Annotated in this window: 21 protein-coding genes; 10 read left to right on the top strand and 11 right to left on the bottom strand. The window is 70.6% G+C overall.

Annotation, left to right across the window (positions count from 1 at the left end; translation table 11 throughout):
* Positions 1-58: 58 nt before the first annotated feature.
* The 3 genes from ABZS54_RS18220 (at position 59) to ABZS54_RS18230 (ending at position 5,980) form a co-directional block, all read left to right on the top strand.
* Entirely contained in the window at positions 59-1,138 is a 1,080-nt protein-coding gene (locus tag ABZS54_RS18220; protein ID WP_355536436.1) for an LCP family protein, read from the top strand.
* Positions 1,139-1,259: 121 nt separating this feature from the next.
* A complete protein-coding gene (locus ABZS54_RS18225) occupies positions 1,260-3,095 on the top strand; it encodes an HSP90 family protein (protein WP_355536439.1) in 1,836 nt (611 codons plus the stop codon).
* Positions 3,096-3,103: 8 nt separating this feature from the next.
* Positions 3,104-5,980, top strand: a complete 2,877-nt coding sequence (locus ABZS54_RS18230) for a tetratricopeptide repeat protein (protein WP_355536442.1) — start codon at positions 3,104-3,106, stop codon at positions 5,978-5,980.
* Positions 5,981-6,217: 237 nt separating this feature from the next.
* Here ABZS54_RS18230 and ABZS54_RS18235 read toward each other — a convergent pair whose 3' ends face one another.
* The gene (locus ABZS54_RS18235) at positions 6,218-6,682 is read right to left on the bottom strand and encodes a DUF6299 family protein (RefSeq protein WP_355536445.1); all 465 of its coding nucleotides are present in this window, start codon (positions 6,680-6,682) and stop codon (positions 6,218-6,220) included.
* 136 nt (positions 6,683-6,818) lie between these two features.
* Between ABZS54_RS18235 and ABZS54_RS18240 the strand changes: the two genes are divergently transcribed.
* From ABZS54_RS18240 to ABZS54_RS18250, 3 genes are all read left to right on the top strand, one after another.
* Entirely contained in the window at positions 6,819-6,989 is a 171-nt protein-coding gene (locus ABZS54_RS18240; RefSeq protein WP_355536448.1) for a hypothetical protein, read from the top strand.
* Positions 6,986-7,249: a hypothetical protein gene (locus ABZS54_RS18245; protein ID WP_355536451.1), complete on the top strand. Its 264-nt coding sequence runs from the start codon at positions 6,986-6,988 to the stop codon at positions 7,247-7,249. The genes ABZS54_RS18240 and ABZS54_RS18245 overlap by 4 nt, the downstream gene beginning before the upstream one ends.
* A 118-nt stretch (positions 7,250-7,367) precedes the next feature.
* Complete coding sequence (locus ABZS54_RS18250) at positions 7,368-7,877, top strand: GNAT family N-acetyltransferase (RefSeq protein WP_355536454.1); 510 nt, start codon at positions 7,368-7,370, stop codon at positions 7,875-7,877.
* Between the two features lie 101 nt (positions 7,878-7,978).
* On the opposite strand, the gene ABZS54_RS18255 is transcribed toward ABZS54_RS18250, so the two are convergent.
* Entirely contained in the window at positions 7,979-9,139 is a 1,161-nt protein-coding gene (locus ABZS54_RS18255) for an acyl-CoA dehydrogenase (RefSeq protein WP_355536457.1), read from the bottom strand.
* 197 nt (positions 9,140-9,336) lie between these two features.
* Between ABZS54_RS18255 and ABZS54_RS18260 the strand changes: the two genes are divergently transcribed.
* Complete coding sequence (locus tag ABZS54_RS18260; protein WP_355536460.1) at positions 9,337-10,656, top strand: UDP-glucose/GDP-mannose dehydrogenase family protein; 1,320 nt, start codon at positions 9,337-9,339, stop codon at positions 10,654-10,656.
* Between the two features lie 105 nt (positions 10,657-10,761).
* On the top strand, positions 10,762-11,187 hold the full coding sequence (locus ABZS54_RS18265; RefSeq protein WP_355536463.1) for a CoA-binding protein: 426 nt from the start codon (positions 10,762-10,764) through the stop codon (positions 11,185-11,187).
* A 49-nt stretch (positions 11,188-11,236) separates the two neighbouring features.
* Here ABZS54_RS18265 and purE read toward each other — a convergent pair whose 3' ends face one another.
* Positions 11,237-11,740 (bottom strand): 5-(carboxyamino)imidazole ribonucleotide mutase, encoded by a 504-nt coding sequence (gene purE / locus ABZS54_RS18270; RefSeq protein ID WP_355536466.1) that lies wholly within the window; start codon positions 11,738-11,740, stop codon positions 11,237-11,239.
* Entirely contained in the window at positions 11,737-12,876 is a 1,140-nt protein-coding gene (locus ABZS54_RS18275) for a 5-(carboxyamino)imidazole ribonucleotide synthase (RefSeq protein ID WP_355536469.1), read from the bottom strand. Before ABZS54_RS18275 ends, purE begins: the two co-directional genes overlap by 4 nt.
* A 229-nt stretch (positions 12,877-13,105) precedes the next feature.
* Here ABZS54_RS18275 and ABZS54_RS18280 point away from each other — a divergent pair, with 229 nt between their 5' ends.
* Positions 13,106-13,603 (top strand): GtrA family protein, encoded by a 498-nt coding sequence (locus tag ABZS54_RS18280; protein WP_355536472.1) that lies wholly within the window; start codon positions 13,106-13,108, stop codon positions 13,601-13,603.
* Positions 13,600-14,193, top strand: a complete 594-nt coding sequence (locus ABZS54_RS18285; protein ID WP_355536475.1) for a GtrA family protein — start codon at positions 13,600-13,602, stop codon at positions 14,191-14,193. The genes ABZS54_RS18280 and ABZS54_RS18285 overlap by 4 nt, the downstream gene beginning before the upstream one ends.
* Before the next feature lie 41 nt (positions 14,194-14,234).
* Here ABZS54_RS18285 and ABZS54_RS18290 read toward each other — a convergent pair whose 3' ends face one another.
* From ABZS54_RS18290 to ABZS54_RS18320, 7 genes are all read right to left on the bottom strand, one after another.
* The gene (locus ABZS54_RS18290) at positions 14,235-15,500 is read right to left on the bottom strand and encodes an ATP-binding protein (RefSeq protein ID WP_355536478.1); all 1,266 of its coding nucleotides are present in this window, start codon (positions 15,498-15,500) and stop codon (positions 14,235-14,237) included.
* Positions 15,501-15,583: 83 nt separating this feature from the next.
* Entirely contained in the window at positions 15,584-16,255 is a 672-nt protein-coding gene (locus ABZS54_RS18295; protein WP_355536481.1) for a response regulator transcription factor, read from the bottom strand.
* Positions 16,256-16,475: 220 nt separating this feature from the next.
* Entirely contained in the window at positions 16,476-17,336 is an 861-nt protein-coding gene (locus ABZS54_RS18300; protein WP_355536484.1) for a hypothetical protein, read from the bottom strand.
* 228 nt (positions 17,337-17,564) lie between these two features.
* Positions 17,565-18,878, bottom strand: a complete 1,314-nt coding sequence (locus tag ABZS54_RS18305; protein WP_355536487.1) for a hypothetical protein — start codon at positions 18,876-18,878, stop codon at positions 17,565-17,567.
* 47 nt (positions 18,879-18,925) lie between these two features.
* Positions 18,926-19,702, bottom strand: a complete 777-nt coding sequence (locus tag ABZS54_RS18310) for a hypothetical protein (protein ID WP_355536490.1) — start codon at positions 19,700-19,702, stop codon at positions 18,926-18,928.
* Positions 19,699-20,910 carry a hypothetical protein gene (locus tag ABZS54_RS18315; protein WP_355536493.1) on the bottom strand — a complete coding sequence of 404 codons (1,212 nt, stop codon included), beginning with the start codon at positions 20,908-20,910 and terminating at the stop codon, positions 19,699-19,701. The genes ABZS54_RS18310 and ABZS54_RS18315 overlap by 4 nt, the downstream gene beginning before the upstream one ends.
* Complete coding sequence (locus ABZS54_RS18320) at positions 20,907-22,706, bottom strand: DUF916 domain-containing protein (protein ID WP_355536496.1); 1,800 nt, start codon at positions 22,704-22,706, stop codon at positions 20,907-20,909. The genes ABZS54_RS18315 and ABZS54_RS18320 overlap by 4 nt, the downstream gene beginning before the upstream one ends.
* Positions 22,707-22,762: the final 56 nt, after the last annotated feature.

Below are 22,762 nucleotides of genomic sequence, written 5' to 3' on the forward strand. Positions count from 1 at the left end.
GCGATCGTGATCTTCGACGAGCACGACGTCCCGGTCCGGCTGGCGATCAAGGACTTCGTTGACGACGTCAACATCAGCGACTCCCGGCCGTTCCGACGGTCCCGACGGCCCGGGTGGTCCCGGCGGCCCGCCACGGCGTCCGCGCGGCCCGGTCAACTGGAAGAAACGCATCCTCATCGGGCTCGGCGTCTTCGTCGCGCTCGTGGTGGTCTTCTGCACCGTGACCTACTTCTGGGCCGACTCGAAGATCCAACACGAGGACGTCCTGGACGACTACAAGGGCCGGCCCGCCGCGTCCGAGGGCACCACGTGGCTGATCGTCGGCTCGGACAGCCGCGAGGGCCTGGACGCCACCGATCGCAAGAAGCTGCACACCGGCAAGGCCGCGGGCAAGCGCACCGACTCGATGATGCTGCTGCACAAGGGCAAGGGCGGCACCGCGCTGATCAGCCTGCCGCGCGACTCGTACGTGACCATCCCGGCGTTCAACAAGAACGGCAAGACGGTCAAGGCGCAGGAGAACAAGCTGAACGCGGCCTTCGAGAAAGGCGGCGCGCCGCTGCTCGCGCGCACCGTGGAGACGGCCACTGGCATTCGGCTCGACCACTACGCGGAGATCGGGTTCGGCGGGTTCAACAACATCGTCAACGCGATGGACGGCGTGGACATCTGCCTCAAGGGGCCGATCAAGGACAAGAAGTCCGGCGCGGACCTGGAGGCCGGCTGCCAGACGCTGGACGGCGCGCAGGCGCTCGCCTTCGTGCGCTCCCGCTACTACGACCCGGCGCGCTCGGACCTGGCCCGGATGGAGAACCAGCAGCAGTTCCTCAGCGCGCTGGCGAAGAAGGCCAAGTCGGCCGGCATCCTGCTCAACCCGTTCACTGCGTTCCCGGTGGCCGACGCCTCGCTCGGCGCGGTGACCGTGGACGACGACACCGGCCTGTTCGACCTGTACGACCTGTTCAAGGACATGGGCAGCCTGTCCGGCGGCGACGGTGTCACCACCACGGTGCCGATCGCGGACCCCGGACACGAAGTCAAGGGCGTCGGTTCCACCGTGCTGTGGGACGACAAGGCGGCGAAGGCGCTGTTCCAGGCGCTGCGCGACGGGCGGACCGTGGACGCGCCCAAGCGCTGAACCCGATCGGCGGGGACCGGCGGTCGCACTGGTGATTCGCCGCCTGTCCCCGTCGTTTCGTACCATCGGCACTCGGCCGGGATGTCGGCCGGCGATCCTGCCCCGAGGTGACGAAGTCCGCATGAACGACGCCGCGATAACCGACGCAGACCACACCTTCCAGGTCGATCTGCGCGGTCTGGTCGACCTGTTGTCGCACCACCTCTACTCCAGCCCCCGGGTATACCTGCGCGAGCTGCTGCAGAACGGCGTCGACGCGGTCACCGCGCGGCGGGCCGCGGACGCACAGGCCCCGGCGGCGATCACCATCACGGTGCAGGACGGCGGTCTTCGGGTCACCGACACCGGCATCGGGCTGACCGAGGCCGACGTGCACCGCTTCCTGGCCACCATCGGCCGCAGTTCCAAGCGGGACGCGCTGGAGAGCGCTCGACGCGACTACATCGGCCAGTTCGGCATCGGCCTGCTCGCGTGCTTCGTGGTCGCCGACGAGATCACCGTGGTCACCCGCTCGGCCCGGACGGCGGACGCGCCGCCGGTGGAGTGGAAAGCCGGCGCGGACGGCCGCTACACGGTGCGCACCCTGACCTCCGAGGAGCGCGAAGAGCCGGGCACCACAGTGTTCCTGACGCCGCGTCGGGGCAGCGAGTCGTGGTTCGCCGCGGACCGGGTAATCGAACTCGCCCGCGACTTCGGCGCGCTGCTGCCGTACCCGGTCACCGTCGTGGCCGGCGGCGAGCACACGCCGATCACCGACACCCCGGCGGTCTGGGATCGCGCGTACCCGACGCCGGAGCGTCGCCGGGCCGCACTCGCCGCGTACTGCGAGAGCCGACTCGGCTACACCCCGCTGGACGTGATCGACCTGGACGTGCCCCTCGCGGGCGTGCGCGGCGCGGCGTTCGTGCTGCCGGAGGCGGTCAGCCCGGCGATGCGCGGCAGACATCGGGTGCATCTCAAGGGCATGTTGCTCACCGAGAACGCCGACGGGCTGTTGCCCGACTGGGCGTTCTTCGTGCGCTGCGTCGTGGACACCGACACGCTGCGACCGACCGCGTCGCGGGAGAGCCTGTACGACGACGAGGCGCTCGCCGGGGTGCGGGACGCGCTCGGCGGGCACATCCGGGACTGGCTGGCCCAGCTTGCCGCGCACGACCAGCCGCGGCTGGCCCGGTTCCTGAGTGTGCATCACCTGGGCGTGAAGGCACTCGCCCGGCACGACGACGAGTTGTTGCGACTGGTCCTGCCGTGGCTGCCGTTCGAGACCACCGATGGGCGGATCGCGCTCGACGAGTTCGCCCGGCGGCATCCGGTCGTGCATGTGACGCCGACCGTGGAGGAGTACCGCCAGGTCGCGCCGATCGCGGCGGCGGCCGGGCTGGGCGTGGTCAACGGCGGCTACACCTACGACTTGGACCTGGTCCACCGGCTGGCCGAGATCCGCCCGGGCACCACCGTCACCGAACTCGACCCGGACACCGTCACCGCACACCTGGATTCGGTGGACCCGACCGCCGAACTGGCCGCGGCGAGCTTCCTCGCGCACGCGCGGGCCGCGCTGGACCCGCTCTCGTGCGACGTGTCGCTGCGCACGTTCCAGCCGGTCACGGTGCCCGTGCTGCTGCTCGACGGGCGGGACGCGCGCGGCGAACGCGGTCGGGCCGAGGCCGAACAGGACGCGGCCGGACGCGGCGACGACCTGTGGTCGGGAATCCTGGGCTCGCTGCGCGGGCAGGGTCCGCGTGCGCAGCTCGTGCTCAACCACCTCAACCCGCTGGTCCGCCGGATCGCCGGCCTCGACGATCCCGAACTGGCCAGGGCCGCGGTCGAAGGACTGTACGGCCAGGCCCTGTTGCTCAGCCATCGCCCGCTCACGTCGGCCGAGACCGGCCTGCTCGGCCGATCCTTCCTCGGTCTGCTGGAGCGGGCCGTCCATCAGCCGAACCCCGCCGAATAGGAACCTTGATGGAAATCCGTGACGACGCCGGGTTCTTCGCTGCCCTGGACGCGAACGAGGAACTGCCGTACGGAAAGGCGCGCACCGCCCGCGCCGAGGAGCTGGTGGTGGTCGCCGAGCGGATGGGCAGCGACGAGAACCTCGCGTGGGCCCTGCTGCGGCTGATCACCGCGTACAACTACGGCGGGGAGTCGCCACGTACGCCGGTCCCGCTCTCCCGTCTGCTCAAGCTGTGGGACGAGCACCCCGAGGGCTTCGACGAGCAGCTGACCCATCACCTGTTCTGGGATCTCAAATGGATCACCAGTTCGCTGCTTGCGGTTCCCGAGGTGCCGCTGCCCGCGATCCGGGGCTACCTCGCCGACATGGAACGCCGCTATCGCACCGCCGGGCACAGCCTGCGACCGGTCCACCAGAGCCGGTTCTACCTGGCCCGACACATCGGCGCCGACGCGGAGAGCGCCGAGGCGTTCGACGCGTGGCTTGCGGCCGATCGCGATCGGCTCGCCGACTGCGACGCGTGCGAACGGCGCGAGCAGGCCCGCTGGTTGATCGCGCGGGGCCGGGACGCGGACGCGCTGGAACTGCTCGCGCCCACCCTGGACGGCGCGTTGACCTGTGCCGAGGAGCCGCAGGTCTCGCTGGCCGCGTCGATGTTGCCGCTCGTGCGCGAGGGCGACCCGGATCGGGCGCGGGCACACCACCTGCGCGGCTACCGGTCCGTGCGCGGCAAGGTGAGCACGTACGCGGCGGTCGCCGAGCACATCGAGTTCTGTGCGCTGACCGGCAACGAGGGACGCGGGATCGAGATCCTCGCCGAGCACCGCGCGTGGCTGGAACGCCCGCAGAGCGACCCGTCCGACCACTCCGACTTCCTGGCCGGCGTCGCGGTGCTGCTGCGCCGGCTGGTCGCGGTCGTCGGACCCGAGTTGGTGGTCTTCGAGGACACCTCGGCCGGCGCGCTGCGCGACGCCGTCGAGCGCGAACTGTTCGAGATCGCCGCGCGCTTCGACGCGCGCAACGGGAACGACGCGGTGAGCTCCCGGGTGCGGCTTCGGCTGGCGGCGGTACCGGTGGCGAAGTCGCTGCCATTGGGTCTGCGTTCGGCACGGGTGGCCGCGTCCGGGCCGGTTGCGTCGCCGACGCCCGCGACGGTTTCGGCTGACCGCGACGCTTCGGAACTGCTGGCCTGTGCACGCGACTTGGACAAGCAGGGGCACCCCCGTTCGGATCAGGCGTGGCGGGACTACGCGGCGGCGGCGCGCGACCTGGGACAGGACGTGGGCGCCTTCGCGCTCGCCGCGATCACCGAGGCGGAGGGCGTCGACCTGGTCGACGAGGGCGAGTTCGCGGCCGGCATCGCGGCGCTGACCCGGGCCGCGGCCGGCTATCTGGCCGCGGACGCGCCGGGGCGGGCGGTGGGCGCCGAGGTGCGGACCGCGATGGCCCGGTTCCGGGCCGAGCAGGCCGACCCGGTCGGGCTGTTCGACGCGACTCGGGCCAAGGCCGAGGAGTTGCTGCCGGACGACGCCGCGCCGCTGGCACTGGTGTTGCACCACCGCGCGATCGTGGCCCTGACGACCGGGGCCGACGACATGGACGAAATCCTGACCGAACTGCACGATCTGGGCCGGGACCACGGGCTGAGGCACCGTCAGGCGGCGGCGCTGCACCTGCGCGCGGAGCAGGCGTTGCAGGAGGACCGTACGACGGACGCCGAGGCCGATCTGAGCGCCGCCATCACGCTGTGTCGGGAGGCGGAACGGCCCTGGCTCGCCTGCCGGCCGCTGTTCCTGCGCAGCCAGGTACGGATGCAGGCGGGCGACCCGGCGGCGGCCGAGGCGGACATGCGCGGTGCGCTGGAGGCGGCGGCGTTCTTCGCCGAGCCGCAGTTCCCGGTCGGCCACGCGCTGACCATGCTGGCCAACGCCATCGGAGCGCAGGACCGGCCCGAGGACGCGCTGCCGTTCGCGCTGGAGGCCGCGCACGTCTTCGACGACGAGGGCGACGCGGAGATGGCGGCGGCCTGCCGCGGGGGTGCCGTGGGCATGCTGTTCGGCCTCGGCCGGGACGCGGAGGCCGCGGCGATCCTGGAGGAGTTGCTGCCGGAGATCGAGGCGCACCACGGCCCCGAGTACGCGATGCACGAACGTTGGGCGCTGGGCATGTGCCTGCGTCGGCTGGGCGACGCCCGGGACGCGGCCAAGCACCTGTCGATGGCCGCCGAGGCCGCGACGAAGGTCGCCGATCGGGCGGTCCAGGCGGAGATCGCGGTGGCGGCGGCACACGCGCTGGACGACGCGGGGATGGCCCCCCAGGCGCAAGCCGCGTTCGGCCGCGCGATCGAACTCCTGCGCGCCGAGGGCGACGTGCGCGAGACGGTCCGTGCCCTGCGCGCGAAGGCGTGGAACATCGCCGGGAACACGAACCGGGACGACCCGTCGGGGGTGGACCGGGCACTGGCGCTGTTCGGTGAGGCGCTGCGGGAGTTGGCGGGGGCTGATCCTGGGTCGGGAGCGGGGGCGGAGTCCGGCTCGGAGGCCGGATTCGGTTCGGGCGCCGACGACGATGTGGCGGCGATGATCGCGGTCGAGACGGCCGGTACGCATCACCAGCTCGCCCACCTGCTGGCGCGCGCCGACCGGCTGCATCCCGCGCTGACCGCGGCCGACCGGGCGGCGGCGGCGTATGTGCCGCTGTTGCCGGAGGAGGGCGACGGGTATCTGGACGCGGTGCAACTGGCGTCCCGGATAGAGGCGTTCGGCTTGGAGCAACGGCAGGCGGCGGTGAACCGGTTGAGCGAGGCGCTCACGGTGTGCCGGACGGCCGGTTTCCAGTCCGTCGACGACCTCAGGGAACTGCGGAACGAACTGGCGAAAAACTGAGCGACGGCGCTCGCGGGGCGGGTCCCGTCCGGCCTCGCCAGGCGGGACCGGTCCCGCCAGGCGACCGCGCAGCGCGCGTCGGCGGGTGGCCGCGCCGAGCCGGAGCCCTCGCGACACGACTTCGCCGACCGATCGCCGGACCGGCTCGACCGCCGCTCCCGTACGTCGGTCGGTAGCGGTCCCGTCGCCCGGAGTGCCGTGACGTGGCTCCGGGCTGCGGGAGCGCCGAGTGTGGTGTCAGACCCGCCGGATCACCACGTCGTGCGCGTCGTGGGCAAGGATGTTCGGCAGCACGGGAATCAGGCTGTCGTCCCACCGGAGTTCGAGCAGGGTGGCGTCGCCACTCGCGGCGCCGGGGACGAAGTCGGCGTACGGCTGCTCGGTGGTGCGCCAGGTGTGCGTCCGGCCGTCGCACGTGGCCACCCTGCCACCGATGGTGGCGCGCCGGCCGGCCTGGCTGACGCTGCCGCCGACCAGCACGGGCCCCACGTGGTCGGCGGAGCACCGGTACGCACCCGACAGGGTGATCGCACCGTCGGCCGTCACCCACACGGTCGAATCGAGCGAGACCTGGTCACCCCCGGCGCGCATGTCCCCACGCGGGAGCGTGTGCGCCTGCGCGGCAACGGGCGCGAGCGCGAGCACGAGACCGGCGAATCCGGCGGACAGGGCCATGGCCGTACGGCCGGTAGTGATCATCATGCCGTCGCCAACGATCCCGAACCCGAAAGGTTTCGCCCGCACATACGGACGAGGGAAGCGCCCGCGACGCTGCCGTCCACGGGCGCAGGATCGGCTTCACCGGCACGGGGACGGCCCGGTGTGCTTCGATGCGCCGGTGCCGGCGACTGCCGGCCACCGCACCCTGGGATGGCGAGCTGGGCGCTGCGCACCCCGCAGGCCCAACGATCCGGACGAGGACGCCTTGGTCGAGCGGCTCAAGGCCGGGGACATGACCGGGATGAAGTACGCCGACGACCTGGACGACGCATACCGGAGTACGGGATGAGCCATCGCATCGCTTACGCGCCGGATGCCGAGGTCGAACGCGCCCACCTGTCGCCCGAGCGCCGCAAGTGCGAAGACGGTTGTGTCGTGGAAGACATGGCCGCGTTTCGACCGACGCTGTCCGGCAGTCGCGTGGCCGCCCACGCCGAGACGGGTGACGCGGATCCTGTCCATGACCGGCTCGAACCGGATGCGGCCCGGAAAATGTGTTGCCCGGGCCAGGAGCGGTTGTTACCGTCACCCGGCGCGAGAGACGCGTGATCAGCGGGACAGGGAGGTTGATGAATATGGCTGCCGTCGGCCCTCGTCAGCATGCCCTCGTCCGGCCCGCGCGATAGCAGAGCGCGGCCCGGGTCGTTCCAACGACCAGGAGAAACACGTGTCTTCCGCTTCCTCACCCGCCCATACCGACCTGATCACCGAGCGTCTCGTCCTTCGGCCCTGGACCACGAACGAGGCCACCGCGGTCCTCGACGACATCAGGTCCGCGCACTGGGCGGACGACTTTCCCGCCGAGGGCGATCGCGTGATCGCGGGCCTCTTCGCCCAGCATCCCGACTGGCTCGGCGCGTATGGCCACCGTCTGATCATCGAGCGCGAGAGCGGCTTGCTGGTGGGCTCGATCGGCCTGTTCTGGCCGCCCAGCGAGGGCGTCCTGGAGATCGGCTACGGCATCGTGGCTTCCCGCCGCGGCCGGGGCTACGCCTCCGAAGCCACGCAGGCCCTGGCAGGGTTCGCCCTCGGCGCGCCGGATGTCCACACCGTGTCCGCCAACGTGGAACTGTCGAACCCGCCCTCGGTCCGAGTGCTGGAGAAGGCCGGCTTCCACCGTTGGACCACCGAGGACAACGTGGCTCGGTTCAGGATGACGACGACCTCGAACCACTGACGGCGCTGATTCCCGGGGCCCTGAAGGCATTGCCTTCAGGGCCCCTCCGTAGTCGCGGAGCCGGCATCGAGCCGGCCACCACCGGCGTACGGGCGGGCCGGCTACTTCGGCAGGTTCCGCGCCATCACGATGCGCTGGACCTGATTCGTGCCCTCGTAGATCTGGGTGATCTTCGCGTCCCGCATCATCCGCTCCAGCGGGTAGTCACGGGTGTAGCCATAACCGCCCAACAACTGGACCGCGTCGACCGTGATCTCCATCGCCGCGTCGGAGGCGAAGCACTTGGCCGCGGCGCCGTGGAAGGTCAGGTCCGCGTCGCCGCGCTCGGACTTGGCCGCCGCCGCGTAGGTCAGTTGCCGGGCCGCCTCAAGCTTCATCGCCATGTCCGCGAGCATGAACTGGATGCCCTGGAAGTCGGCGATCGGCTTGCCGAACTGCTTGCGCTCCCGCACGTAGCCCTTCGCGTAGTCGAGCGCACCCTGCGCGATGCCCAGCGCCTGCGCCGCGATCGTCACGCGCGTGTGGTCGAGGGTCTTCATCGCGGTGGCGAAACCGGTACCCTCGGCGCCGATGATCCGGTCGGCCGGAATGCGTACGTTGTCGAGGTAGACCTCTCGCGTCGGCGAACCCTTTATGCCGAGCTTCTTCTCCGGCGCGCCGAACGAGACGCCCTCGTCCGACTTCTCCACCACGAAGGCCGAGATGCCCTTGCTGCGCTTGTCCGGGTCGGTCACGGCCATCACCGTGTAGAACTCGGACACGCCCGCGTTGGTGATCCAGCGCTTGACGCCGTTGAGTATCCACGAGTCGCCGTCGCGCACCGCGCGGGTCTTCATCGCGGCGGCGTCCGAGCCCGCCTCGGGCTCGGACAGGCAGTACGAGAACATCCCGTCACCGCGCGCGACCGCGCCCAGGTAGCGCCGCTTGAGGTCCTCGGAGCCGGACAGCATCAGCGGCATCGTGCCGAGCTTGTTGACCGCCGGGATCAGCGACGAGGACGCGCACACACGCGCGATCTCCTCGATCACGATCACGGTGGCCAGCGCGTCGGCGCCGGCGCCGCCGTACTCCTCCGGGATGTGCACCGCATGGAGATCGTTGGCACTGAGCGCGTCCAGCGCCTCCTGCGGGAATCGGGACTGCTCGTCGACCTCGGCGGCGAACGGGGCGATCTTCGCCTCCGCGAGGGCGCGGACCGACTCGCGGAGCATGTCGTGCTCCTCGGAGACGCGAAAGAAGTCGAAGTCTTTTCGTCCGGCCACGGGTGCCTACCTCTCAGCAGAAGAGTGTGCAGCGTTTTATTACCGCTCAGTAAACAACACTGGCGTCCACAATTATTCAGCCGCACCCTGTTCGAGCTCGCATCGGCATGGCCACGGTTCGGCGACGGCGCCCCGATCGCGGCCGATACGATCCAGGTCCCGCCCCATCCCTCCGACGAAGAAGTCAGGTGACGTACGTGGCACCCCGCATCACGGTCATCGGTACCGGCTACCTGGGCGCCACGCACGCTGCGTGCATGGCCGAGCTGGGCTTCGAGGTCCTCGGGATGGACGTGGATCCCGACAAGGTGGCCACCCTCGCGAGCGGTCGGACGCCGTTCTGGGAACCCGGGCTCGAAGAGCTGATGGCCCCGCACGTGGCATCGGGACGGCTGCGCTTCACCACGGACATCGCCGAAATCGCCGAGTTCGGCGACGTGCACTTCGTGTGCGTGAACACGCCGCAGCGCAAGGGCGAGTTCGCCGCCGACGTGTCCTACGTCGACGCCGCCGTGGACGCGCTCGCCCCGCTGCTGCGCCGCCCGTGCCTGGTCGTCGGCAAGTCCACCGTCCCGGTCGGCACCGCCGAACGGCTGACCACCCGGATCACCGAGCTCGCACCGGTGGGCACCGAGGCCGAGCTGGCCTGGAACCCCGAGTTCCTGCGCGAGGGCTTCGCCGTCCAGGACACCCTGCACCCGGACCGGCTGGTGATCGGCGTGCGCTCGCAGCGGGCCGAGGACACACTGCGCGAGGTGTACGCGACCCTGCTCGGCGAGGGCGTCCCGCTCGTGGTGACCGACTTCGCCACCTCCGAGCTGGTCAAGACCGCCGCCAACTCGTTCCTGGCCACCAAGATCTCGTTCATCAACGCGATGGCCGAGGTCTGCGAGGCGGCCGGCGCCGATGTCGAGCAGTTGTCCCAGGCGCTCGCCTTCGACCCGCGGATCAACGGCCGCTTCCTCAAGGCCGGGCTCGGCTTCGGCGGCGGCTGCCTGCCCAAGGACATCCGCGCGTTCATGGCCCGAGCGGGTGAACTGGGCGCCGACCAGGCACTCACCTTCCTGCGCGAGGTGGACGCGATCAACATGCGCCGCCGGTTCCGGATGGTCGACCTCGCCCGCGAACAGTGCGACGGCAGCTTCCTGGGCCGCCGGGTCGCCGTCTTCGGCGCCGCCTTCAAGCCCGACTCGGACGACATCCGCGACTCGCCCGCGCTCAACGTCGCCGCCCAGGTGCAGCTCCAAGGCGGCGAGGTGACCGTGTACGACCCCAAGGCGATGGACAACGCCCGGAAGATGTACCCGGGCCTGACCTACGCGGACACCGCCTTCGACGCCGCCCGCGGCGCACACGTGGTGCTGCACCTGACCGAGTGGTCGGAGTTCCGCGAGATGGATCCGGCCGTGCTGGGCGAGATCGTCGCGGAACGGCGGGTACTCGACGGGCGCAACGCCCTCGACCCGGTGCGCTGGCGCGGCGCAGGATGGACGTACCGGGCACTCGGTCGCCCCTGAGTAGCCGGCCCGCCTCGGGGGCACACTCACCCGGCTGACGGCGCCGCGCCGTCCGTCGGTCGGGGGCACCGCGAGCAGCGAGACAAGGATTGCGAGGTCATCAGCATGCCGTACGGCGACGAGGCCACGATCCGACGGATCCTCGACACACACACGTGGGCGGTGGTGGGACTCAGTACCAACTCCCACCGCGCCGCATATGGAGTAGCCGCGTTCCTCCGTCAGTGGGGAAAGCGCGTCGTACCCGTGCACCCGAAAGCCGAGACGGTGCACGGCGAGCAGGGTTACGCCACGCTCGCCGAGATTCCCTTCCCGGTGGACGTGGTCGACGTGTTCGTCAACTCGGACCACGCCGGCGACATCGCCGATCAGGCCGTGAAGATCGGCGCGAAGGCGGTCTGGTTCCAGTTGGACGTGATCGACGAGAGGGCCTACCGGCAGGTCCGCGACGCGGGCCTGGACATGGTGATGGACCGCTGCTCCGCGGTGGAACTCCAGCGCATCACCATGACGGGCGCGGGCCGGTCCTGACCCCGGGAGCCGGGGCCCGAGCAATCCGTCGGGCCCCGAAACCTCGGTGCTAGGACCCGACCCGCTCGCGCAGCTTGCGCCCCTTCTCGGTCGCCTGTGCCTTCAGCTCGGCCTGGAACGCGGTCATCCGCGCCAGCAACGCCGGATCGTGCGCCGCCAGCATCCGCACCGCGAGCAGCCCGGCATTGCGCGCGCCGCCGATCGAGACGGTGGCGACCGGCACCCCGGCCGGCATCTGCACGATCGACAGCAGCGAGTCCATGCCGTCCAGGTACTTCAGCGGTACCGGTACGCCGATCACCGGCAGCGGGGTGACCGACGCGAGCATCCCGGGCAGGTGCGCGGCGCCGCCCGCGCCCGCGATGATCGCCTTGAGACCACGTTCGGCCGCAGTCGTGCCGTACTCGATCATCTCCTGCGGCATCCGGTGCGCGGAGACCACGTCGGCCTCGTACTCGATCCCGAATTCGTCCATGACCTGCGCGGCGAGTTCCATCACCGGCCAGTCCGAGTCGGACCCCATGACGATGCCGACGACGGGCTGCGTGCTCATTCGGTGATGTCCCCTCGGAGGTAGTCGGCGGCGTGCCGGGCGCGCTCGCGCACGTCGTCCAGGTCGTCGCCGCACACGGTGACGTGCCCGACCTTGCGGCCGGGCTTCACGTCTTTGCCGTACATGTGCACCTTGACCCCGGGATCGCGGGCCATCACGTGCAGGTACGGACGGTACATGTCCGAATAGTCGCCGCCGAGCACGTTGACCATCACGGTCCACGGCGCCCGGGCGCGCGGGTCGCCCAGCGGCAGGTCCAGCACCGCGCGCAGGTGGTTCTCGAACTGTGAGGTGAGCGCGCCGTCGATGCTCCAGTGCCCGCTGTTGTGCGGGCGCATGGCCAGCTCGTTGACCAGGATCCGGCCGTCGACGGTCTCGAACAGTTCGACCGCGAGGTGCCCGACGACCCCCAGCTCGCCCGCGATCGACAACGCGATCCGCTGCGCCCGGACCGCGATGTCCTCGGCCAGGTTCGGCGCGGGCGCGATCACCTCGCGGCACACGCCGTCCACCTGGATCGACTCGACCACGGGATAGGCCACCGCCTGCCCGTGCGGCGAGCGCACCACGCACGCCGCCAGCTCGCGGGTGAAGTCGACCTTCTCCTCGGCGAGCACCGGCACGCCGGCCGCGAACGGCACGGCGGCCTCCTGCTCGCCGCGCACTATCCACACGCCCTTGCCGTCGTAGCCGCCGCGTGTGGTCTTGAGCACCACCGGCCAGCCGCCCACCTCGGCCGCGAACGCCGCCACGTCCGCCGGATCGGCCACGATCCGGTTGCGCGGGCACGGGACACCGATCTCGGCCAGCCTGGCCCGCATCACGCCCTTGTCCTGGGCGTGCACGAGCGCCTGCGGGCTCGGCCGAACGGCGACGCCGTCGGCCTCGAGAGCCTCCAGGAGCGCGGTGGGGACCTGCTCGTGGTCGAACGTGACCACGTCACAGCCTTGCGCGAAGCGGCGCAGGTCGGCGAGGTCGTCCTCACTGCCGAGCACGACGTCGCCCACGACCTGGGCCGCGGATTCGGACGGGGATGCGGCGAGTACGCGAAAGCGGGCGCCGAGCGGGATTGCGGCCTGGTGCGTCATGCGGGCGAGCTGGCCGCCGCCGACCATGCCGACGACTGGGAACGTCACGGGGGAAGGGTACCGACCCGACCCGCACGACCGTGGCGGTGGGCGTTGCGGGCGGCCTTCGGGCGAGCCGAGCCTGCCAAAACGGCATGCGCCACACGTGCCGAAAGATGTTCCGGTGAAGAGTCTGCAACAGGAGAGAGACCGTGTGCCGATGCCGAGCGGCTGCGACGGCTACCCTCGTCGGGTGAGTCGTCATGCCCGCAGTTCCCATGGTGCCAAAGGAGAGTCCGTGCCTTCGCCTGTCGGCGCCCCCACCGACCCGTCCGTCGGACCGCCGCCCGGCCGGATCGCACGCATCCGTTCCGAGGTCACCCAGTTCCTGATCGCGGGCGGGCTCGCCTACGCGGTGGACGTCCTCGTCTTCAACCTCGGCCTCTCACTCGGCTTGAGCGGGGTCGTGGCGAAGATCGTCTCCTCGATCCCGGCGACCATCGTGGCCTACGTCGGGAACCGATACTGGACCTATCGGCATCGGGACCGCACCGGCGTCGGGCGCGAATACACACTCTTCTTCGTGTTCAGCGCGATCGCTGCGGGCATCCAAGCGTCGAGCGTGTTCGTCTCGCACACTCTGATGGGCTACGAGAGCAAGCTCGCCGACAACATCTCGGCGAACATCGTCGGTATGGCTCTCGGCACGCTGTTCCGCTTCTGGGCATTCCGTACCTGGGTGTTCAAGCACAAACGACCCGGCAGCGCGCCGGTCGTCGAAGGTGGCATGTCGTGAAGGCGCTCCGGAATTGGTACGACCGAGTCGGACACCTGCTGCGCGAGACGCTGAAGTTCGGCGCCGTCGGCGGATTCGGCGTGATCGTCAACGTGATCGTGTTCAACATCTGCCGTAACCACCTGGGCCTGGCCTCGGTGCGCTCGTCGGTGATCTCGACCGCGCTCGCGATCATGGTGAACTACCTCGGCAACCGCTACTGGGCCTTCCGGCACCGTACGTCGACGGACAGTCGACGCGAGTTCGTGCTGTTCATGGCGTTCAGCGGGGTCGGCATGGCGATCGAGGCGGGCACCGTGGCCTTCTCGCACTACTGGCTCGGCTACCCCTCACTGCTCGCCGACAACGTCGCGAAGTACGCCGTCGGCCTGCCACTGGGCACCCTGTTCCGCTTCTGGTCCTACCGCACCTGGGTCTTCACCGGAACGCACGCCGACCGCAAGCCGGTCCGGGTCGTCGCGGCGCCGACCACCGAGAACGCCAAGCCCGACCGCCGACCGGCAGCCCGCGGTCGAGCCCGCGGCGGAGCCCACCTGGACACCGAGGCCGCCCGCCTGGTCGAGGACGAAAGCGAAACCTCCCGGGCCTGAACGCACCCACCGCCCAACCCCTCCGAGCCCCTGTCCGCTCCTCACCCGGGCGGATCCTCCGGGTGCGCCGCCAGGAATACCGCGAACACCGGTGGGCGCTGCTGGAGCAGCTCCAGGCGGCCGCCGTCCGCCTCGGCCAGGTCACGGGCGACCGCGAGCCCCAGACCGGTCGAATTGTGGCCGCTGACCGCCCGCTCGAACACCCGCGCACCCAACTCGTCCGGCACTCCCGTGCCCTCGTCCTCGACCTCGACCACCACCGACGTGCCGGTCGTACGCGTGCGGATGTTCACCCCGCCCGCGCCGTGCATGAGCGTGTTCTCGACCAGCGTCGCAAGCACCTGGGACAGCGCCCCGGGGGTGGCCACGGCGGTCAGGCCGCGCTCCCCCTCGACCCGGATGCTGCGTCCGGCCTCGCGGAAGTTGGGTCGCCACTCGTCGATCTGCTGCTGGATCACGTCGTCCACCCGGACGGTGACCGCGGACATGTTGCGCGGGTCGCGACCGGCGCTGCCGCGCCGACTGCTGGTCAGCAGCCGCTGCACCACATCGGTGAGCCGCTCGACCTGGGACAACGCGATCGCGGCCTCCTCCTTGACGATCTCCGGATCCTCGGTCGCGATGATCTCCTCCAGCCGCATGGACAGCGCCGTGAGCGGCGTGCGCAGCTGGTGGGAGGCGTCTGCGGCGAGCCGGCGCTCGGCGGTGAGCATCCGCGCGACCCGCTCGGCACTTTGGTCCAGCACCTCGGCGACGCGATCCAGCTCGGGTACGCCGTACCGGCGGTGCCGGGGCCGGGGGTCACCGGAGCCGAGCCGTTCGGCGGTCTCGGCCAGGTCGGTCAGCGGGCGGGCGAGCCGGCGGGCCTGCCACACCGCGAGGGCCGCGGCCGCGGCGACGGCGAGCAGCGCCACGCTCAGGATCAGCAGGAGGGATTCGCGGATCTTGCCGGTGACCCGCTCGCGCGGCTCGCCGACGGTGACCGAGTCGCCCATCTCGCCGTGCATGTCCTTCTCGAAGACCCGGCCGCTCGGCTTGTCACCGATCACCAGCGGGGGTTCCCCGGGCAGCCGCACGATCGCGTAGCGATGCGGTTCGATCTGCCTGTGCAGCAGTTCCGCGTCCGAACGTTCGCCGGAGGCCAGTCGCAGCTCGACGACCTCCAGGATGCGCGCGGCCTCGGCCTTGAGGCTGTCGCCCGCACTGTTCTCGATCGCGTGGGTCTCCACGAACGCCAGCGGCACGCCGAGCACGGCCACGACGACCAGGACCACGCCGAGCGTGGTGTTGATGAGCCTGCGACGCAAGGTTGGTCCCGTCAGCTTTCCGGGGTCGGCTCCGGAGTCGGCTCCGAGATCGCCACCTGCGAAGTCGGCCCGGCCGCCCGAGGTCAGCTCTTCTCGAAGCGAAAGCCCACGCCGCGCACGGTGGTGATGTAACGCGGGTTGCCCGCGTCGTCACCGAGCTTCTTGCGCAGCCACGAGATGTGCATGTCCAGCGTCTTGGTGGAACTCCACCACGTGGTGTCCCACACCTCACGCATCAGCTGGTCGCGGGTGACCACCCGGCCGGCGTCGCGCACCAGCACCCGGAGCAGGTCGAACTCCTTGGCGGTGAGCTGAAGCTCCTCCTCGCCGATCCAGGCGCGATGCGAGTCGACGTCGATCCGCACGCCGTGCACCCCCTGACCGACGTCGGCCGCGCCGCGCCGGAGCAGCGCGCGCACGCGCGCGAGCAACTCGGCGAGCCGGAAGGGCTTGGTGACGTAATCGTCGGCGCCGGCGTCGAGGCCGACCACCGTGTCCACTTCGTCGGCGCGCGCGGTCAGGACCAGAACCGGGAAGCCGTGCCCCTCGGCACGCAGCCGCCGGCACACCTCCAGGCCGTCCATCCCGGGCAGACCGAGGTCGAGGACGAGCAGGTCCACCCCGCTCTGCGCGGCGCATTCGAGAGCGGTTGGGCCGTCCTCGCGCACCTCGACCTCGTAGCCCTCTCGGCGCAACGCACGCGCGAGCGGTTCGGAGATGGATGCGTCGTCCTCGGCGAGCAGTACGCGGGTCATGACCTTGATGTTACTGAGCCGTGGGCGCGAGGTTGACGAGCTCCGCCCGACAGACCTGCGGGGGCCGGGAATCGCCAGGGATTTTTCCCTGATCGAGGGAGTCCCGACGACCGGAATACTCGGACCGATCGGGGCGCTCGGATCGATCCGGGGCCTGGCAGCAGTCGCGGCGCTCGGGCCGATGGGGAAATCGAGGCGCGGTCGAGGCGTCGGGGAGCGGTCACCATTCGTCGTCCTCGTGCCGACGCCACGAGTACAACATCGTGGCCGCCGCCATCACCAGGATCAGTGCCCCGACCACGATCAGCACGATCGTCCCGCCGGAGACCTCCCCGTCGTCCTCGCCGCGGCTTTGGGCCTCGATGCCCACCCCGCTCGCCTTGCCCGCTTCCTGACCAACCCCGTCCGGGCTCGCGGCCGGGCTCTCCGCACGCTGTGAAGCGCTCTGTACGGACGTCTCGCCCACTGCCGGAGGTTGCCCGGCACCGGAGCCCGCCGGGCTGCCCTGCGGCCCCTCCGAAGCTCTCCCCGCCGAATCGACCTTGAGGGTCGTCGCGGGCGGCGCGGGAGCGGTCGGGAAGCACGTGGTGATCTGGTCGCCGAAGATCGCGGTACTGGTGACCATCTTGCCCGGCGCGATCCTGATGTCGCCCTTGGCATCGAGCGGCACGGTGATCTCGCCCTCGTAGGGCGGCACCACGATCTGCGCGGGCGTACCCGGGATGTCCACCCGCATCTTCGGCCCCTGAAGCGTGAGTTCGCCGCTCGCGCCGCCGGACAGGATGAGCTGGATCGACGGGGTCAACGGGGTGCCCGGGAACGGCAGCGGGCTGGTCGCGGGACTGCCGCCGAGGGTGACCTTGATCTTCACCTTGTCGCCGGGTCGGACCGGTTCGGTCGGCGCGTCCAGCGAGATCTGCTGCGGACCGTCCACGGCGGGCTGATCCAACGGGATGACGCAGTGCACCTGCACGATCAGCGGTTCCGCCGCGCCGGCGGGTGGAGCGAGTGCGAGCGCCGAACCGACCGTGCAGCCCAGGGCGAGGACGGCGCTCGCCATGCGTGGAGCCCAGAGAGCCATCGGGAGTCGCGTTCCTTCTCGTGGGTGTGGAAGCCGGTGGGAGAGACGAGATGAGGATGGGTGAGGAGTGAGGTGCGGCGGTCGGAACTGTTCCGCGACGGCGGAATATAGCCGAAGGGTCCCCCGACCGGGTGAGGACCGGCAAGGGGACCCTTCGAATTCGGATCAGCTGGGTTCAGCCATCGCGGCCACTACGACGCCGAGTTGCCGCCGCGTGCGGACCGGACGTCAGACCTGGTTGCGAATCCGTCGCCGGTAGGGCACGAACAACATCAGCGCGATCGCACCGAGCACGGCGGTGCCGGCCGCCATCGCGAACGCGGTCATGCCGCCGCCGGAGGCCCCGGTGTGCGCGAGGTCGCCGGTGGCGCCACCGGTGGTGGTGGTGCCGCCGTTGCTGTTGGCGCTGCCCGAGGGAGACTGGGTCAGACTGGGCGGCGGCGGGCTGCCCGCGTCACCCTTCGCCTTGAGGGTGGCCGAGACGTCGGTGGACGTGACCTTGCAGTCGGTGTAGGTGTCGATTTCCAGTGCACCGAACTTCGCGTGCGTGTCGATCCGCAAGGCGCCCGGGCTGAACGAGAAGTCGCCACCGCCCCAGACGGAGAACTTGCCGGTGAGCGGCCCGTCCACCTTCAGCGGGTCGCCCGGCTGGGGGTCGGCTTCCTTCGCGGCGCCGACCACGTCGACGGTGCGCTTGTTGTCGCCCTGCACCACGTCGATGGTCAGCTTCGGCGTGTACTTGATGTGCGCCGCCGGAATACCGGCCGGAACACTGCCCACGACGTTGTCCTTGAACGACGCCGAGATGTCGAGATTGTCGCCCTTCTTGGCGGTGCTCGCGACCTTGACCGTGATGCCGAACGTCGGCGTGGTGTCCGGGATGGTGACCGGCGACTCGAAGGTCTTGCACGCGTACTTGACGTTCACCTCACGGCCGTTGGGCGGGCCGGGCGGCTCGTCCGTCGGAGGCGTGGTGGTCGGCGGAGCCGTGGCGTTCTTGTCGACCAGGATCTTGCCGAGCTTCGGAGTGCCGTTGACGGCGCACGGCACGTCGACCACGGCCTTCAGCAGCAACTTGGTCGGCGTGATGTCGATGTCGCCCGTGGCGTCGGCCGGCACCTTGATCTTCGCGTCGAAGTCGGGGAGCGTGATCGGCTCGCCCTTGGTGACCTGTACCTTGCCGGGCTCCCCGACGATCTTCAGGTCCTGGGTCGAACCCCCCGACGCCTTGGCGTCGAACGTCGCGTTGAAGGGCACCGGATCCTTGAGCGTCTCCGGCCCCTTGACCGGGGTGGCGCCCATCTTCACCTTGACCGTGGCCTCGCCGCCCGGAGCGGTCTTGGTGGTCGGCATCTCCAACGTGATGTTGAAGTCGTCGGTGACGTCCGGCGCACCGGGCGGGTACGGGATCTTGCAGGTCATGTTGACCTTGACCGGGTCGGCCGCGTGTGCTGCGGGCGCAAACGCGACCATGCCGGTGCCACCCGCCACCAACATGCCGCCGATCGCAGCCGTGGCGAGTCTTGTCTTTGCCTTGCTCATCAGGTTGTGCTCCCTTCGTCGGGGCGGGACTCACCCCGTCGTGTTGGTCAGCTGAGCGTGAGCGTCAACGTCGCCGAGTAGCTCTCGGCGGATGTGTTCCGGTCGGGCAGCCGCAGGGTCAGCTCCGCGCCGACGTCGAATTCACCCCCCGTGACGCTCGGTGATGACGATGTCGAGCACAGGGTCGCCGTACGGCTCGACTGCGCCCGGTTTCCGGGCTTCGCCGAGCTGGGATAGGGGCCGCGTCCCGGGTGGGGCGTGCAATACGGATCCCAGACGAGGTTGTGTGCCTCGATCCGAGTTCCGTCCTCCGCCCGGAAGTCGGACATTGCGCCGGTGAGGGTCCACCCGTTGCGCGACCCGCGAAAGTCCTGGACCAGCATCGGATTCAGCGCACCCTTGGCGGTGCCGCTGGTCCGGTCCACGGTGAGCCTGCTCTGTCCGGCATTGGGTGTACTGACCGCCAGAACACCCGGGTTGACGTTGCCGTCCACCCGGGCCGGAGAGCTGGGTTGCTCGACCTTCGTGTCCCAGTCGAGGTCTCCCGCGCCGGGTACCGATCCGCCGCCGTCGCCCCCGTCGGACCCGGAGGCATCCGGGCCGGTCGAAGTGTCGCTCGGCGGAGCGGAGTTCGTGTGGTCACCGGCGGTGGTCGGTGCCGGTCGGTAGGTGCCGCCGCCACTCGGGCCCGCCTGGTCGGTGACGTTGGTGTGCGACGGGCCCAACTCGCCGCCGCCCGGCCCGTAATAGAACACGAGCACGGTGCCGACGACGGCGGTCGTGGCGATCAGGGCGCCGAGCCCCCTGCGGGGTCGTGTGGTCATCGCTCGGACCCCCCGGACTCGGCGGCACGGGGATGGTCGTCCTCGCCGGGCTCGGAACCCGCGTACAGCGGACCGCCGATCACCATCGTCTCGACCATCGAGCGGACCGGGCGCTTGCTCAGGTCCACCGGCTCGGCCCCGGCTTCGGCCGGGCGTCGGTTGGCCGTCCTGGGATCCGACCCGCCGTCATCCGCCTTGTCCTCGGCGGACTTTCGGTTCTTGTCGTCCCTGGTCAGCCGGGACGGCGCCTCGGCCAGCCCGACTTCGCGTTCGCGCTCGCTCGTGCGGCGGGCCCGCTGCTCACCGATCAGTTCGACGATCCGCAGGAACAGCCGCCAGGCCGCCACCGGGATCACGATCACCAGGAGTGCGCCGAAGATGTAGACGCCCCACGGACGACCGACCTCCAGGGCCTGTTCGTCCACGATCTGGTTGTCGTAGGTCACCCGCCAACTGAAGGTGCCGTGCTGACGGGGATTCAGTTCCACCGGAAGCGAGATGGTGGTGCGCTTGCCCGGCGGGATGGTGACGTGCGACTCGTAGTTCTCCCAGGTCGGTGCGTAGACCCCTTCGTAGAAGCCGATCCGGAAGGTGGGGTTGATGATGGCCGATTGACCCATGTTGCCCACCTCGATCCGGAACCGGCGCTGCACGGGCGAGCCGAACCAGGTGAAGATCGAGTCCTCGCCGACCATGGCGCTGTCGATGAAGACCAGCCGACCGGGCGTCTTGACCGTCACCGGCAGCGGAGCGTACGGCGCGCCGTCGATCTCCAGCGGCACGCTCGCGTCCTTGGGCGGGCCGTTCATGATCACCGCGATCCGGACCACGCACGGGCACGGGGAGGGCGGGATGGCGGCGGTCAGGGTGATCGAGACATTGCCGACCGCGTCCACGGTCCCGCTCGCGGCACTGGCCGCGGCGCAGTTGACCGTGCCGCGCAGACCGTTCTCCCCGCAGATGCTGGCCTGGAGGAGGGATCCGGGGGTCCAGTCGCCGCCGACGACCGAGACCTTGTCCCCGGCCGCGACCTTGCCCGGGTCGATCGACGCGCTCGGGGCCGCGGCCGGCGCCGGGTCCGCCGCACGCGCGGGCGCCGTGCCGCCCAGGGCGACCAGCCCCGACAACAGCACGGCGATCAGCGCGAGGGCGGCACCGCGGGCGCGGCCGACCCGAACTGCGTGACGAACCCGGTTGAGCACGATCAACGGCCGACCCCCGCGGAATCGGCGGAGTCCTCGGCGGCCGGCGCGTCCGCGCGCGGGCGGGCCGGGGGCTGCTTGCCCTTGGGGCGCTTCGCGGCCTTCTTCGCGGGCTCGGCGGCGGGCTCGGCGGGCTCGGCCTCGGCAGCCGGGTCGGTGGCGGGCTCGGCGGCCGGCTCGGCGGCGGCCGGCGTGGCGGATGCTGCGTCGATTTCGGAGGGTTCAGCCTCGGAGGCCGCATCAGAGGCCGCCTTCGCAATGGCGGAAGCCTCCCCGGCGGCCTTCCCCACAGCGGGAGTCGCCTCGGCATCCGCGTCGCCGGCCACAGCCGCACCGGCGGCCGACTCGGCCTCGGCGGCCTTGTCGTCGGCCGCGGCGCCCTCGGTCGCCGGCGTCTCGTTCAGCTCGGCATCGACCTGCTTGTCGTCGGCCTGTTCGACCGCAGCCGACTCGTCCTCGCCCGCCGCGACGTCGGCCGGCTTGTCCTGGGCCTGCTCCGCCTTCGCATCCTTCGCGATCACGACCGGCCCGCTCTCGGCCGGCGTCTCGACCCCGCTTTCCTTCTCGCCCGGCGTTGCGGCGTCCGCGGACTCCCCGGAAGTCTCCGCCGACGCCGACGCCTTGGTGGATTCGTCCGGCACCGCGGCCGGCGCGGGCGCGGCCTGCGCGTGCTCGGCGACGGTCTCGCCGGCCGGCGCGGGCGCGGCCGGAATCGGCGGCAACACGGTCGTGTCGTCGGTCGGGCCCGCCGGGCCGCCGGGCTCGGCCGGATCCCCGCCGTTGCCCTTGCCCTTGCGTCCGTTGCGCCACACGCCCCAACCGATGCCGGCGACCAGCAGGATGGCGGCCAGGGTGAGCAGGCTGGGCCACGGCACGGCCGTGTACGAAGCGCTCGCGTCGTCCTTGAGGTTCTGGTCCGCGACGACGCCGTCGACCTTGACGGTGACGTGGTCCAGTCGCGGCGCGTCCTTCCACTCGATGACCTTCTCGACGGTCGAACCGGGCAGGATCTCGGCGCCCTCGTCGGACTTGCTCATCAGCTCGCTCCCGAACAGGCCCTCGGCCTTGAGCTGGAACTTGGGGCGCAGGATCACGTTGCCCCGGTTGATGACCCGGTAGGTGATCTTCGCCTTGCTCGAACCGAAGAACTCGTGGAAGCCCGCGTCCCGCTTGACCTCGACCTTTTGGATATCCATCGCCGGCAGCGCGTCACCCTGCACCCGCAGGTACACCCGAGCGCCGATCTGCCGCTGGATGTTGACCTTGATCTGGCCCTTCTGCTGGGTGCCCTCGATCGCGGTGTTGAGCGCGACGATGGCGCCGGGGTGGTCACCGGGCGTCGCGTTCGGCGGGATGACGATGTTGAACGGGACCTGACGCTTCTCCCCCGGCTGCAGGGTCAGCGTCTGGTTCTCCGGCGCCACCTGGATCCAGGTACCGACGTCCTTCTGCTTGTCGGTGACCGTGCGCAGCGCGAAGCCGCCGTCGCGCGGCGTGTTGTACGCGTCCGCGCCGAACAGCTTCATGGTGAGCGGCGCCTGGCTCGTGTTGTGCAGGGTCACCACGTCGGGGACGGTGGTGCCGGCGGCGCCTTCGAGGAAGAAGTAGCGACGGGCGTTCTGGCTCGTGCCGTCGGGCACGTACGGGTCGACCGACCATTCGCCGTTGCCCGCGGCCGACGCGGGGGTCGGCGCGACCAGCGTCAGGGAAGCGAACAACGTGGCCAGCACCGCGAACAGGGTGGCCAGGGATCGGATACGTCCGCCTTGCCGGCGGCTCAGGGGGGCCGGGGTGCCCGTCATCGGTGTCTCCAGCTGGTCTGTGTGCTGCGGATCGAAAGGGCCGGCTTCGGGAGCGG

Source organism: Embleya sp. NPDC005575, from assembly GCF_040605455.1.
In the GTDB taxonomy this organism is placed as follows: domain Bacteria; phylum Actinomycetota; class Actinomycetes; order Streptomycetales; family Streptomycetaceae; genus Embleya.